The following is a 13307-nucleotide window of genomic DNA, read 5'->3' as shown; positions in this document are numbered from 1 at the left end:
CCGCAATCGATAGATCACGCGGTATGGGTCCCGGCTTTCGCCGGGACGACGCCGAGAGTGGGGCGACTATTCCGCCGCATCGAGAATCGGCGCCACCGTCGCCTTAAACTCCGGCACCGTCGCCATGCTCTTCGAGCGATAGATCAAACACGAACACCGCAGCAGCGAGGCGAAATTGTTGACCTCGCCATGATGGTCGAGCACCTCGTTGTAGAGCGTCGTCAGGAACTTGCCGAGGCTCATGGCCTCCCTGGCCGCGATCTCCTCCAGCGTGTCCCAGAACGCCATTTCCAGCCGGATCGAGGTGCAATGGCCATCGATCCTTAAAGAACGGGTCTGGGATTCGTAATCGCGTTGGGGCTGATGCGCGAAGAGATGGCACATGGCGTCCTCCCGTCCTGTTGCCATTTTTTCACGATGCTACACCGCTGCCCGACGCCTCACAATCCGGACCGTCGTCGGATGTCGGCAGGTGCCGGCCTGCGCAATTTTCTCGAACGCTCAATGTCTTCAATGCGATAGGTAGCCCTCTTCCCCAGGCGGCCACACGGCTGTTGCCCAACACATGCTTTTGACGCAACACGGCCTAGAATAGCGCTGTCCGCGAATCCAGATCAGAATCTCATGCTCGTCCGCCAGCTTCCAGAACAGGTCGTCAACCGCATCGCCGCCGGCGAGGTGGTCGAGCGTCCGGCGAGCGTGGTCAAGGAGCTGGTCGAAAACGCCATCGATGCCGGCGCGAGCCGGATCGACGTCTTCACCGATGGCGGCGGGCGGCGCCGGATCGGCATCACCGACGATGGCGGCGGCATGACCGCGAAAGACCTCGCGCTCGCGGTCGAGCGCCACGCCACCTCCAAGCTCGACGACGAGGATTTGCTCCAGATTCGTACGCTCGGGTTCCGCGGTGAGGCGCTGCCCTCGATCGGCTCAGTGGCGCGTCTGTCGATCACCACACGCCACGCCAGCGAGCCGCACGCCTGGGCACTCACGGTCGAGGGCGGCGAGAAGTCCGAGATCATGCCGGCAGCGCTGGCACATGGCACCCGCGTCGAGGTTGGCGACCTCTTCTATGCGACGCCGGCCCGGCTCAAATTCCTGAAGACCGACCGCACCGAGGCGGAAGCGATCCGCGAGGTGGTGCGGCGCCTCGCGATGGCGCGGCCCGATATCGCCTTCACGCTGGCGGGCGAGGAGCGCGCACCAGTGACCTGGGCTGCCGCGCTGCCCGGCGCCGCCGGCCGCCTGACGCGGCTCGGCGACATCCTGGGCGCTGAGTTTCGCAGCCATGCCTTCGAGGTCCATGCCGAGCGCGAGGGCGTCGTCGTCGCCGGCTATGCCGCTGCACCTGCGCTGACCAAGGCCAACGCGCTCGGGCAGTATCTCTTCGTCAACGGCCGCCCGGTCCGCGACAAGCTGATCCTCGGCGCGGTGCGCGGAGCCTATGCCGACTATTTGCCACGCGACCGGCATCCCGTGCTGGCGCTTTTCGTTACGCTCGACCCACGCGAGGTCGATGCCAACGTCCATCCGGCCAAGACCGAAGTGCGCTTCCGCAACGCCGGCCTCGTCCGCGCGCTGATCGTGCACGGATTGAAGGAAGGTCTCGCGCGTGAGGGGCGTCGCACCGCCGCCAACAGCGGCGAGAGCGCGTTGTCTTCGTTCCGGCCGGCCTTCACGCCGCCGCGTCCCGCAAGCTGGGACTGGCGGGCTTCGCCGTCCGCCCCAGTCGCGCCGATGCCGTCCTTCGAAGGATCGGCCGCACCCGCTTTCGCCGAGCGCGCGCAGGCCGCCTTCGACGTCGGTGCGCCCAGCGCGGACGTGCGGTTCGAGACGCAACCGGTCGCTGACCTCATCGATCGTCCGCTTGGCGCCGCGCGCACGCAGATCCACGAGACCTATATCGTCTCGCAGACCCGCGACGGATTGATCATCGTCGACCAGCACGCCGCGCATGAGCGCATTGTCTATGAGCGGCTGAAGGCCTCGCTGGCGGCGAACGGCGTGCAGCGGCAGATCCTCCTCATTCCCGAGATCGTCGAGATGGACGAGGCGACGGTGGAGCGCCTCCTGGAGCGCAGCGAGGAGCTCGCATCGTTCGGCCTCGCCATTGAATCCTTCGGCCCCGGCGCGGTCGCGGTGCGCGAGACGCCCTCGCTGCTCGGCAAGACCAATGCGGGCGGCCTCTTGCGCGATCTCTCGGAGCACATGGCCGAGTGGGACGAGGCGCTGCCGCTCGAGCGCCGCTTGATGCATGTCGCGGCGACCATGGCCTGCCACGGCTCGGTGCGCGCCGGCCGAAGGCTGCGGCCGGAAGAGATGAACGCCCTGCTCCGCGAGATGGAGGACACCCCGAACTCCGGCCAGTGCAATCACGGCCGGCCGACCTATGTCGAGCTGAAGCTCAGCGATGTGGAGAAGCTGTTCGGGCGAAGGTGACGGTGCCGTGGTGAAGGTGCCGTAGGGTGGGCAAAGGCGCAAAGCGCCGTGCCCACGATCTGCGCATGATCGAGACAGGTGGTGGGCACGCTCCGCTTTGCCCACCCTACGGCAGTAAGGCTGTTCGGCGCGATGAGCTTCGTAGGGCGGGTTAGCGTAGCGTAACCCGCCGCCTTTACCCCCGCGGAACGAGCCGACGGCGGATTACGCTTCGCTAATCCGCCCTACGCAAAAACACGAACTCCGTGTCGTCATACGCCCGCCGCTCCAATTCCTCGTATCCTTCCGGCGTCGCGAACTGCGCGGCCTTCGCCTCTTCCACCACCAGCAGCGCGCCGGGCGTGAGCCAGCCTCCGTCGCGCAAGCTCGCCAGCGCCTTCTCCGCAAAACCCTTGCCATAGGGTGGATCGAGGAACACCAGCGAGAACGGCTCGACGGGATGCGCGGGCCCGAGATCGGTCGCATCGCGGCGATACACTTTGGTCACGCCGCCAAGACCGAGCGATTCCACATTGTTGCGCAGCAGCGCCCGCGCCTCCGCGCCGTTGTCGACGAACAACGTGAACTTCGCCCCGCGTGACGACGCCTCGATGCCGAGCGCACCGGTACCGGCGAAGAGATCGAGCACGCGCGCGTCCGCAATGGGATCATCATAGGCGTGCACGAGGATGTTGAAGACGGACTCGCGCAGGCGGTCCGCCGTCGGGCGGATGTCGCGCGAGGACGGTGAGGCGAGATTGCGCCCCTTCAAACGACCGCCGACGACACGCATTATGAGACTCGAATAGTAGAGGAACGGAAGGTGAGCTCCCTTCCCCCTTGTGGGGAAGGGTTGGGGAAGGGGGTGCCACAAGCAGCGACCTCTCGTGGGGTACCCCCCTCCCTAACCCTCCCCCACAAGGGGGGAGGGAACGAGAGAGTGCCGAGCGACGAAGAGCTCCTCACTCTCAATCCTCCCGCGGCGTCAGGTCGCGCTTGCCGTGATAGCCGCGCTTGGGACGGCGCGGCGGGCCGTAGCCGTTGGCCTCTTCCTCGTTGCGCTCGCGCGCCTCCTCGCTGCCGGTGCGCTGCACCAGCACGCGGCGGCCCTTGCGGTCGTTGATCACGGCACGCTTGCTGGTGGGCTTCTTCTCGTCATCACCCGCAGAAGATTTCTGCGGCACATCGAACTGCGCACCCGACTTCTCGATCACCTTGTCGCCGAGCTGGTCGCGCAGCACGCGCGAGCGGATCTCCTCGACCTGACCTTCGGGCACCTCGCCGAGCTGGAACGGACCGTAGGAAACCCGGATCAGGCGATTCACCTCGAGCCCGAGATGGGCGCAGACATTGCGCACCTCGCGGTTCTTGCCTTCGCGGATCGCGAACACCAGCCAGACATTGGCGCCCTGATCGCGCTCCAGCGTCGCTTCGATCGGACCGTATTTGACGCCCTCGACCTCGATGCCGTTCTTGAGCTCGTCGAGCTGCGCCTGGGTGACGTCGCCATGGGCGCGAACGCGATAGCGGCGCAGCCAGCCGGTGTCGGGCAGCTCGAGCGTGCGCGCGAGCCCGCCGTCGTTGGTCAGCAGCAGCAGGCCTTCGGTGTTGAAGTCGAGCCGGCCGATCGAGATCAGGCGCGGCAGGCCTTCGGGCAGGTTGTCGAACACGGTCGGACGACCCTCGGGATCGTCATGCGTGGTCATCAGCCCGCGCGGCTTGTGATAGAGGAACAGCCGCGTGCGCTCGCGCTCCGGCAACGGCTTGCCGTCGACCAGGACGACGTCGTTCTTCGTAATGTCGAGCGCCGGCGAGTTGATGACGCGGCCGTTGACGGTGACGCGGCCCTGCGTGACCATTTCCTCGGCATCGCGGCGCGAGGCAAGCCCCGCGCGGGCCAGCGCCTTGGCGATGCGCTCGCCGGCCTTCTTCGGCTTCGGCGCTTCTTCGCGGCGCGGACGGCGGTCGAAATCGCGGTCCCGCTCGCGATAGGCGCCGCGGCCGCCGAAAGCGGGACGCTTCTCGAAAATCCTGCTGTCATCCTCGTTGTCACGGCGCGGGCGATCGCCGAAACGACCTTCGCTGCGCGGATGCTCGTGCCAATCGGAACGGCCTTCCGAGCGCTCGCGCGGACGGTTGAATTTCGGCCGGTCGCCGCCACGCCCGCCGCGGTCGCCATCGCCGTCGCGACGGGGCCGACCGAACTTCGGACGATCCTCGCGCGGGCGATCGAATTTGGGCCGCTCGCGGAACGGACGGTCGCCCGACGCGCGATCGTCGCGGGAGCGCGAGAAGCGCGGACGGTCCTCGCCGCCTTCGCGCTTTTGCCAGGGCTTGTCCTCGCCGCGATCACGGCCACCGAAATCCTTGCGCGGGCCTTTGCCAAAATCCTTGCGCGGCGGACGATCGCCACGCGGACGGTCGTCGCGCTTCTGCCACGGCTTGGAATCACCGCGCTCGCCGCGGTCGCGATCCGGACCGCCCCGCGAAAACTTCCGCTCGCCGTCGAACTTGCGTTCCGGACGATCGCCACGCGGCGCGTAGGGCCGCTTGTCACCGAATTTCTTGTCGCCGAACCGGCCGGCGGGACGGGAATCGTCACGATCCCGGCTGCGCGGCGGACGGTCATCACGGCCATAGGACGGGCGATCACCACGCGGCCTAGACGGCCGCTTCTCGCCATCGCGCGAGGAGCGATCGGAAAACGGCCGGTCGCCGCGCGGCTTGAAGCTGCGCTCGCCACGACCCTCGCTGCCACGACCCTCGCTGCCGCGGTCATCGCGCTTGAAGCGCGGACGGTCGGAAAAATCGCGGCGCGGGGCATCGCCCTCCTCGCGGCGGCGGAACGGTTTGCCCTCGCGGGGCGGGCGGCTGTCGCGGTCGCCACGGGGCGGGCGGCTGTCGCGATCGCCCCTGCCCTCGCTCTTGCCCTCAAAACCGCGCTTGGCGAACTTCTTCTCGGGGCCGCGTGCCTTGCCGGAACGGCCGCCTTTGGCCGGGCCTCGCCGGCCGCGGGAATCGTTGTCTTTGTCGCTGTCGCGAGGCATGAATGATCTCACTCAAGGGGGTGGCCATTAGGCATTGTGCGCGCTCGTTCCGAGCCGCATGCCCAGGCAAAACCGGTAAGCACTTCTGCTGAAGGCGCAGCTACTAGCAGGTTTCTTCGGATGATACGAGGCTTGAAAGCCCCCTCCTTCATGGATTTGGCGCTTCTGGCGGCCGAAAATGCCGGAAAAGCGGGCGAAGTTCCGATCGGCTGCGTGGTGGTCCGCAATGACGAGGTCATTGCCACCGCCGCCAATCGGACGCTGACCGACCGCGACCCCACCGGCCATGCCGAAATCGTTGCGCTGCGCGAGGCAGCCAGGAAGACCGGCAGCGAGCGCCTGGTCGACTGCGACCTCTACGTGACGCTGGAGCCCTGCACCATGTGTGCGGGCGCGATCTCGTTTGCAAGGGTGAGGCGCCTCTATTACGGCGCCGCCGATCCCAAGGGCGGCGCGGTGGAATCCGGCGTGCGGTTCTTCGCCTCGCCAACCTGTCATCACGCCCCGGACGTCTATTCCGGGGTCGGCGAGAGCGAGGCGGCGCGGCTGCTCAAGGAGTTCTTTCGGGAGCGAAGGTAGGGCCGTCGTAGCCCGGATGGAGCGAAGCGCAATCCGGGGCAGTGTCGCGGCGTTGACAGACCCGGATTTCGCTTCGCTCCATCCGGTCTACAAGATCGTCAGCCCGAAAAGAACTCCCGCAGCGCCTCTGCCGTCACGTCGGGATTCTCCTCGGTCAGGAAGTGCCCGGAATCCACCGGCATGCCCACGACGTTCGTCGCCCATTGCTGCCAGGTGTCGAGCGGCGTGGCTGCGGCTTGTGCCACACCGGCATTGCCCCACAGCGCCAGCATGGGAATGGTGATCTTCTTGCCGGCTTCGAAATCGGCCTTGTCGAGGTCGTAGTCGAAATAGGCACCGGCGCGATAGTCCTCGCACATCGCATGCACGCGGGCGGGATCGCGGAACGGGGCGAGGTAATGTTCGAGCGCGCGCGGGTCGATGGCGTCCAACGTCCTCGACTTGGTCTGGCTCGCCATCTTGAAGCGCAGGAAGAACTCGCCATTGCCAGAGATCAGCGTCTCCGGCAGCGGATAGGGCTGCGCCAGGAAGGTCCAGTGATAGATCTTCAGCGCGTAGGCGCGATTCATCCGCTCCCAGTAATTATAGGTCGGCAGGATATCGAGCACCGCGAGCTTCGACAGCCGGCCGGGATGGTCGAGCGCGAGGCGGTAGGAGACGCGGCCGCCGCGGTCGTGGCCGGCGAGCGCGAAGTGCACGTGACCGAGCCGCTCCATCACTTCCACCATCGCCTTGGCCATCGCGCGCTTGCTGTAGGGGATGTGCAGCGCATCGCTCTCGGGCATGTCGGACCAGCCATAGCCCGGCAAATCGGCGATGATCAGCGTGAAGTGCCTGGCCAGCTCGGGCGCGACCTGGTGCCACATCACATGGGTCTCGGAGAAGCCGTGCAGGAGCAGCAGCGGCGGCCCGCTGCCGCCGACGCGGGCGAAGATGCGGCCGAAGGAGGTATTGATCCATTCGGCAGCAAAACCCGGATAGAGGTCGGCGAGATCGGACATCTTTCTGCATCCTTTAAAGGGTCAATCGTGAGGCCGCCCCGACACCTAAAATTGCGAAAACAACCCCATGCACAGTAGCGGTATCATCGGCGGGGCTACTAATCCCAACAGCTGATTGCACATTCTGGAATGTCGATATGGCGGCGCGGTGACACAAGCCCTCGAGATTCTCGGATTGGCGCGCTTTGAGCGCCGTCCGGGATCGTGAGCCGGTTCTTGTCAGCTGCTTGTTAGCCCTTGGCCTTCTCCGCCTCCACCGCCTGCCAGCCGATGTCGCGGCGGCAGAAGCCCTCGGGCCAGTTGATGCGGTCGACGGCCTGATAGGCGCGCATCTGGGCCTCCGTCACCGTCTTGCCGAGCGCGCAGACATTGAGCACACGGCCGCCATTGGCGAGGATCGCGCCGTCCTGCTCGACCGTGCCGGCGTGGAAGATCTCGACGGTGTCCACCTTCGCCGCGTCATCGAGCCCGTCGATCCGCGTGCCCTTCTGGTAGTCGCCGGGATAACCCTTCGCCGCCATCACCACGGTGAGCGCGGAGTCCGGATGCCAGCGCAGATCGAAATTCTTCAGCTGGCCGTCGCAGGCGGCGAGGAAGGCCGGCACGATGTCCGACATCATGCGCAGCATCAGCACCTGGCACTCGGGATCGCCGAAGCGGACGTTGAACTCGAACAGTTTTGGGCCCTGCGTCGTCAGCATGATGCCGGCGTAGAGGATGCCGCGGAACGGCGTGCCGCGCTGCTTCATGCCTGATACCGTCGGCAAAATGATCTTCGCCATGATCGCGTCGTGGATGGCAGGCGTCACCAAAGGCGTCGGCGAATAGGCGCCCATGCCGCCGGTGTTCGGTCCGACGTCGTGGTCGAACACGCGCTTGTGGTCCTGCGCGGAGGCCAGCGGAATGGCGGTCTCGCCGTCGCACAGCGCAAAGAAGCTGATCTCGCGGCCCGGCAAGAACTCCTCGATCACGACCTCAGCGTCGTCGAACGCGCCCTCGAACATCATGGCGATGGCGTCTTCGGCCTCCCGCACGGTCTTGGCGACGACGACGCCCTTGCCGGCGGCGAGCCCGTCGGCCTTCACGACGATCGGCGCGCCCTGGCTCTGGACGTAGTCGCGCGCGTCCTTGGCGTTGGTGAAGCGCTTGTAGGCGCCGGTCGGAATGCCGAATTCGGTGCACAGCGCCTTGGTAAAACCCTTGGAGCTTTCGAGCTGGGCCGGGATCTTGCTCGGGCCGAACGCCTTGATGCCGGCGGCGGTGAGGTCGTCGACGATGCCGGCCGCCAGCGGCGTCTCCGGGCCGACCACCACGAGTTCGACCGCATTCGTCTTACAGAAGTCGATCACGGCCGCATGGTCGGCCACATCGAGCGCCACGCATTCCGCCTCCCGCGCGATGCCGGCATTGCCGGGCGCGCACCAGAATTTGGTCACCAGGGGGGAGGCCGCGATCTTCCACGCCAGGGCATGTTCGCGGCCGCCGGAACCGAGCAGGAGAATGTGCATCGAAGGCTCAGGATGAGGGGTTTTGCTGGAGGGCGGAGGTCGCACGAATCGGGGTGGGGCTCAAGGGGGCTGGGCCCGAACTCGCTGTCATTCCAAGGCGCGGCGCCGCTCCGCGGGTCTTTGGGCAGTAAGCGGTGATGCGGCTGCGCTCGCCGGACCAGTCCGACCAAACAAACCGTTGGGGGTTTGCGCTTGATCTACGTGGCGCGTGCCTGACCCGCGGAAGGGCGGCTTGAAAAATAGCGAAGCCGCATAATCCCGAGTTGAGCGCCAAACTATGTGAATAGGGAGAATAACTCGCGTTTCCGCTTGCGACTCACGTATTAGTTGCAGCCTCCTCAAGCATTATCGAGGAGGAAAGTCTTTTGCCTACATATCCGTACACGCCCGTCACGGGCAAATTGAAGGGTTTGCTTCAGAAAGTTCGCACAACCGGCATTCCACCGAAGCTAACTACAGCTCACCTTAAGACGCTCGGATTTACCTCGAGCAACGATCCCAGCATGATCAACGTCTTGAAGTTTATTGGCTTGGTCGATAGCTCGACTATTCCGACGTCACTGTGGAGCGAATATCGGGGCCAGAATCATCGAGCAGTTCTGGGGAAGGCGATAAAGCAGGGTTACTCTGACTTATTCGCACTCTATCCTGATGCAAACGCCCAATCCGCGGCAGTCTTGACTCATGTCTTCAGCACCAGTTCCACGGGAGGAGAACAAGTCATCAGGCAGACCGTGCAGACCTTCAAGAGCCTTGTCGAAGAGGCCGATTTTTTACCGGCCGACGCAAACGATCTGAACGTCCTATTGACCGGTCCATTACATACGCCAGCCGCGCCGTCGATGGCGCCCGTTTCTCCATCCGCTAACGGCGGGTCTCCTCCGCACCCGGCGGTACACATCGATATCCAAATCCACATTTCCCCGGAATCTTCTGCGGAGCAAATCGACAAGATTTTCGAGAGTATGGCGAAACACCTGTACGGTTCTAAGTCTGAGCAATCATGACCTCAGCGAGAAATGTGTTCGCGGCGGCGCAAGCAATCAACGCCGACGTAGAGCGAGAATTGGGGCCACCTGAGGAAGGTCTGGCTCCCAATTCCCATCAGGTCATCATGAAGTCGCTGACCAGCAACACCCGGAGCTATATCTTAGCAATCGCGCAACAGATCAACGGCGCTTACGAGAAGGGCTGGTACGATGCTTGCGCTGTGATGATCCGTCGCTTGATCGAGACACTCATCATCGAGACTTTCGAAAAGCATGGTGTTGCCCACAAAATCAAAGGTCCGAGCGGTGACTACCTTTTCCTTAGGGACCTAATAGCTGCAACATTACAAGAAACCGCCTGGAATCCCAGCCGAAATCTGAAAGCGGCGCTTCCAAAGTTAAAAGAAGTGGGCGACAAGTCATCACACAATCGCTTTTTCGTCGCGAAGAGAGGCGACATTCAACCATTGATCGGTGACATTCGAAGCGTGGTTCAGGAGCTCTTGTACCAAAGCGGTCTAAAGCGATGATTCCGGTCCCAATTGCTTTGTGCCAACGGAGTCGGATGGCTCGATCGGCTATCGTTCTCGGAACCAAGGACAGGGAATAAAAGCGGCGCACCAGTTGATACCGCTTAGTGCGATTAGGACGCACCCATCTCATGCACTACGATGCTGTCACGTTCGATACCCAAACAGTGGAAACGAACTCGTTCCACTTCGATGGTGGTCTGCTGTCGCAACTCAAGCAATTCAAAAACGGACCTGTACGGGTCGTTGTCTCTGAAATCGTAGTGCGTGAGATTTACAAGCACCTGGTGGATAAGACCAGAGCAGCAAAAGACGCAGCGATGGCTTCCCATAAAAAGGCGGTAGACTGCGGGCTTGCCGCAGTGGAAGCTCCATTCGTTCTCGAGACCGTTGACATTCGTGCGGTCGCTCGTGCTCGGCTGAACAACTTTCTCCGAGACATCGGCGCGGAAATCATCAGGTCAGCTGATCTTCCGATGTCAGAATTGGTCGAGGCATACTTCCAGCCAACGCCGCCATTCTCAGCGGCAGGCAAGAACAAAGCTGAATTCCCAGACGCAATCGCCCTATTTAGCCTCAAACGATGGGCGAACGCCTCAAACCTAAAGGTCTTAGGCGTCAGCAACGACAGAGGATGGCAAGCCTATTGCCTGCCGGAGGCGTGGATTGACCTGCGCCAAGAGCTGGCCGACGCCTTGTCCCTGTTGCAAAGACACGCACAGGAGGCGGGGGCCGTCATTCAGGGGCTGCTCAAGGCTATCGAGAATGAAAGCGCGCCTGAGCTTGGAGGCCGCTTTGAAACCCTGCTGCAGGACGGGCTTTCCAGCTACGATGTGGATGGCGAAGCCGAAAGTTTCTATTCCGTTGAGCCCGATCATGTCGAATTAGAGTTAGTAGAGTTCAGATTTGGTGGAGATGAAGAGAGCTATTCATTTTCCGTTGTTCAAAGCGGACCGCACATCCTTGCAGCTGAAGTTGAGCTGGAAGTCTCGGTGAAGGCTGAAACAACTTTTTACATGTCCATCTATGACTCCATCGATAAGGACTATACCCCAGCTGGTTCAACCGCCGCTGCTACCGAGGCAGAACTTGATTTCAAAGCCCTGCTCACTTTCGAGAGGGATGAGGATAAGGCGCCGTTCCAACTGTCTCGGGTTGAACTCGTCAGCGGCCCCAGCTCCATCGGATTCGGATTCGTTGAGCCCGATTACGAGCCGGAGCCAGAAGATAACTACGAGATGCCCGACGATCTTCCAGATCATATTCCAGACGACAATGTCCCATTCTAACAAGGATTACGGTGACGGTGCAGCAATTTCCAGAACATCAGCTTCTAATTTTGTGCACTGTCACCGTAATTCGCCGTGTCGCCGCAATTTGCGTTTCTCGCTTAAGGGGTGCAGTCCAATTCTGTCACCGTAATTCCTAAACACCCTTCTCTTTTCGGGTTCTCCACTCTGTAAACGTTATCCGCTTTTCAGCCACCTCCTTCGGTCTAGTCACGAGATGCATCAAAACCAATAAGGCAGCCTTGATGAATCTCCACTTTGTCGCGCCGTCCTTGTCGGCCGGAGGGAGATTTAGATTTTTGCAAAGATCTTTCACGCTACCTTTTTCGAAGGTCACCTCTATCTCGTGAGCGAATGCGTTCCTCACACGTCGCAGAAGATGACATTCACGCATTTCATCGTCCGCGATCAATCCAAATGCATGACAGGCTGCAATCTTTGTGCTTAGCGTTCCGAGAGGAGCGTTGAAGCCAACAAGCAAAGCTCGAGCGCTTTCGTTTTCAATGAGGAAGGCTGCAAGCACATCGCGCAGCAACTTGTCGATCAATGACGTTACGATTAGGGCGACCCCCCGATCAGTTTCTGACTTCAATTGCTCTAGAACAGAATAGAGTGCTTTGTAGTGAGGGTCCTTATCCCAGATTTCATCACGTGCTATCGTGTAAGCTTCCAGCGAATCCGACATGACCGCCCTCCGAGAACAAGCAAAGACTTGGAGCTGGGTAGCCCGTGCGTGGCTTGGCCCACTTAGTCCGAGCACTGACACTGGGACTCTGCCCCCGTCATCTCAAGGGCATCCAAACGCATCCTACATGGACTACCTGGTTCGGAGCCTCCCTTGACATGACAGTCCCGCTGTTCGCCACAAGGCGTCCGGCCATGCGCGACTTATTTAGCGAAAACTCCCGCCAGTTCGGCCAAGGATATAGGCTAATAACCCTCCATAAGTCGGCGGTTTCATTCGGCTTTTTCCAGAAATGGCACAGGATTAACGTGTTGCCCAACATCCGCTCGAACTTAATCCGTATTTAACTAAAAGTCGCCTTAATGACGCTCCGCATTAAGGTCATTCGTCGGCCCTGAAAGGGGCACGCCATGGCCAAGATTATGGTTAACGCGCGGTTAAGTCGGTTTTTACTTTACCCGCTTACTGTGTCTCCTATGACGGGAGCGTACAGTGAGTGATTTCCAGTTAGCCCTCAGAATTTTTGCCGGAATGTTTGCCCTCTGCGCCGTTTTGGCAGTCGTGGTTTTGGCTATCGACGCTTGGTCGCACATCCCGCTCGCAAGCGACCTCATTAAGACATTCTCGGCGATCATGCTTTCCTGCGTCACAGGAATTGGCGCCCTCTTCGCAGGCCAAGGAATCGAGAGGCGAAGGAAGCGGCAAGGCGATTGACGGATGATTCGACTTGTGCGCGGAATCTCGTCGCGCCGTTTCCTTTTCGGCGTCGGGCCGTCCTTTCTATTGCAGGTCGGTTCGGCCCCCCTGATTACAGCGTAACCACCGAATTACGAGAATTACGGTCACAGCACTGTCACCGTAATGCTCAGCGCCAACCGGAATCCATTGGGCCGCAGCTTCGGCGGCGGGATAGATCCGGGGTTCGCGCCCAAGAGGGCGCGCCCCGGAATGACGGCGGAGGCTACACCTGCTTCCCCGCAATAATCTCCTGCAGCGTCGCCACATGCCGCGCGAAGGCGCCGCGGCCGGTGGCGGTGGCAGTCACCGTGGTCTGCGGCTTCTTCCCCACGAAGGCCTTCTCCACGGAGACGTAGCCGGCCTTAGCGAGCGTCTCGATATGCGCCCCGAGATTGCCGTCGGTGGCGCCGGTCAGCTTCTTCAGCCGCGAGAACTCCAGTCCCGCGGTCGCAGGCAGCGCGTTCAGCGCCGCCATGATCTTCAGCCGCAGTGGCTGGTGGATGATGTCGTCGAGCTCCGCCAC

At 62.2% G+C, this 13307-nt stretch carries 13 protein-coding genes; 6 read left to right on the top strand and 7 right to left on the bottom strand.

Features of this window, described 5'->3' with window-relative positions; translation table 11 throughout:
• Window positions 1-66: 66 nt before the first annotated feature.
• Window positions 67-384 carry a ribbon-helix-helix domain-containing protein gene (locus GGD65_RS23925; protein ID WP_018321943.1) on the bottom strand — a complete coding sequence of 106 codons (318 nt, stop codon included), beginning with the start codon at window positions 382-384 and terminating at the stop codon, window positions 67-69.
• 240 nt (window positions 385-624) lie between these two features.
• On the opposite strand from GGD65_RS23925, the gene mutL reads away from it, so the two are divergent.
• Window positions 625-2439: a DNA mismatch repair endonuclease MutL gene (mutL, locus tag GGD65_RS23920; protein ID WP_183236802.1), complete on the top strand. Its 1815-nt coding sequence runs from the start codon at window positions 625-627 to the stop codon at window positions 2437-2439.
• A gap of 214 nt (window positions 2440-2653) precedes the next feature.
• On the opposite strand, the gene rsmD is transcribed toward mutL, so the two are convergent.
• Together rsmD and GGD65_RS23910 are read right to left on the bottom strand one after the other, a co-directional pair.
• Window positions 2654-3211, bottom strand: a complete 558-nt coding sequence (gene rsmD / locus GGD65_RS23915) for a 16S rRNA (guanine(966)-N(2))-methyltransferase RsmD (protein WP_183236801.1) — start codon at window positions 3209-3211, stop codon at window positions 2654-2656.
• Window positions 3212-3386: 175 nt separating this feature from the next.
• A complete protein-coding gene (locus tag GGD65_RS23910) occupies window positions 3387-5465 on the bottom strand; it encodes a pseudouridine synthase (protein ID WP_183236800.1) in 2079 nt (692 codons plus the stop codon).
• A gap of 120 nt (window positions 5466-5585) precedes the next feature.
• On the opposite strand from GGD65_RS23910, the gene GGD65_RS23905 reads away from it, so the two are divergent.
• Entirely contained in the window at window positions 5586-6044 is a 459-nt protein-coding gene (locus tag GGD65_RS23905) for a nucleoside deaminase (RefSeq protein ID WP_179731627.1), read from the top strand.
• A 98-nt stretch (window positions 6045-6142) separates the two neighbouring features.
• On the opposite strand, the gene GGD65_RS23900 is transcribed toward GGD65_RS23905, so the two are convergent.
• A complete protein-coding gene (locus GGD65_RS23900) occupies window positions 6143-7045 on the bottom strand; it encodes an alpha/beta fold hydrolase (protein ID WP_183236799.1) in 903 nt (300 codons plus the stop codon).
• Between the two features lie 230 nt (window positions 7046-7275).
• A complete protein-coding gene (purD, locus tag GGD65_RS23895) occupies window positions 7276-8553 on the bottom strand; it encodes a phosphoribosylamine--glycine ligase (RefSeq protein ID WP_183236798.1) in 1278 nt (425 codons plus the stop codon).
• 365 nt (window positions 8554-8918) lie between these two features.
• On the opposite strand from purD, the gene GGD65_RS23890 reads away from it, so the two are divergent.
• From GGD65_RS23890 to GGD65_RS23880, 3 genes are all read left to right on the top strand, one after another.
• On the top strand, window positions 8919-9560 hold the full coding sequence (locus GGD65_RS23890; RefSeq protein ID WP_183236797.1) for a DUF5343 domain-containing protein: 642 nt from the start codon (window positions 8919-8921) through the stop codon (window positions 9558-9560).
• Complete coding sequence (locus GGD65_RS23885) at window positions 9557-10072, top strand: hypothetical protein (RefSeq protein WP_210317227.1); 516 nt, start codon at window positions 9557-9559, stop codon at window positions 10070-10072. Before GGD65_RS23890 ends, GGD65_RS23885 begins: the two co-directional genes overlap by 4 nt.
• A 131-nt stretch (window positions 10073-10203) precedes the next feature.
• Window positions 10204-11361, top strand: coding sequence for a PIN domain-containing protein (locus tag GGD65_RS23880; protein WP_183236796.1), 1158 nt, complete (start codon window positions 10204-10206; stop codon window positions 11359-11361).
• A 136-nt stretch (window positions 11362-11497) separates the two neighbouring features.
• On the opposite strand, the gene GGD65_RS23875 is transcribed toward GGD65_RS23880, so the two are convergent.
• On the bottom strand, window positions 11498-12046 hold the full coding sequence (locus tag GGD65_RS23875) for a transcriptional regulator (protein ID WP_183236795.1): 549 nt from the start codon (window positions 12044-12046) through the stop codon (window positions 11498-11500).
• Between the two features lie 492 nt (window positions 12047-12538).
• Here GGD65_RS23875 and GGD65_RS23870 point away from each other — a divergent pair, with 492 nt between their 5' ends.
• Window positions 12539-12760 carry a hypothetical protein gene (locus GGD65_RS23870; protein ID WP_155252034.1) on the top strand — a complete coding sequence of 74 codons (222 nt, stop codon included), beginning with the start codon at window positions 12539-12541 and terminating at the stop codon, window positions 12758-12760.
• Window positions 12761-13007: 247 nt separating this feature from the next.
• Here the strand turns inward: GGD65_RS23870 and GGD65_RS23865 are convergent, their stop codons facing one another.
• On the bottom strand, window positions 13008-13307 hold the full coding sequence (locus tag GGD65_RS23865; protein WP_161536734.1) for a transcriptional regulator: 300 nt from the start codon (window positions 13305-13307) through the stop codon (window positions 13008-13010).

This window comes from Bradyrhizobium sp. CIR18, from assembly GCF_014198295.1.
Lineage (GTDB): Bacteria > Pseudomonadota > Alphaproteobacteria > Rhizobiales > Xanthobacteraceae > Bradyrhizobium.
This window is presented reverse-complemented; position numbering and strand designations above follow the sequence as displayed.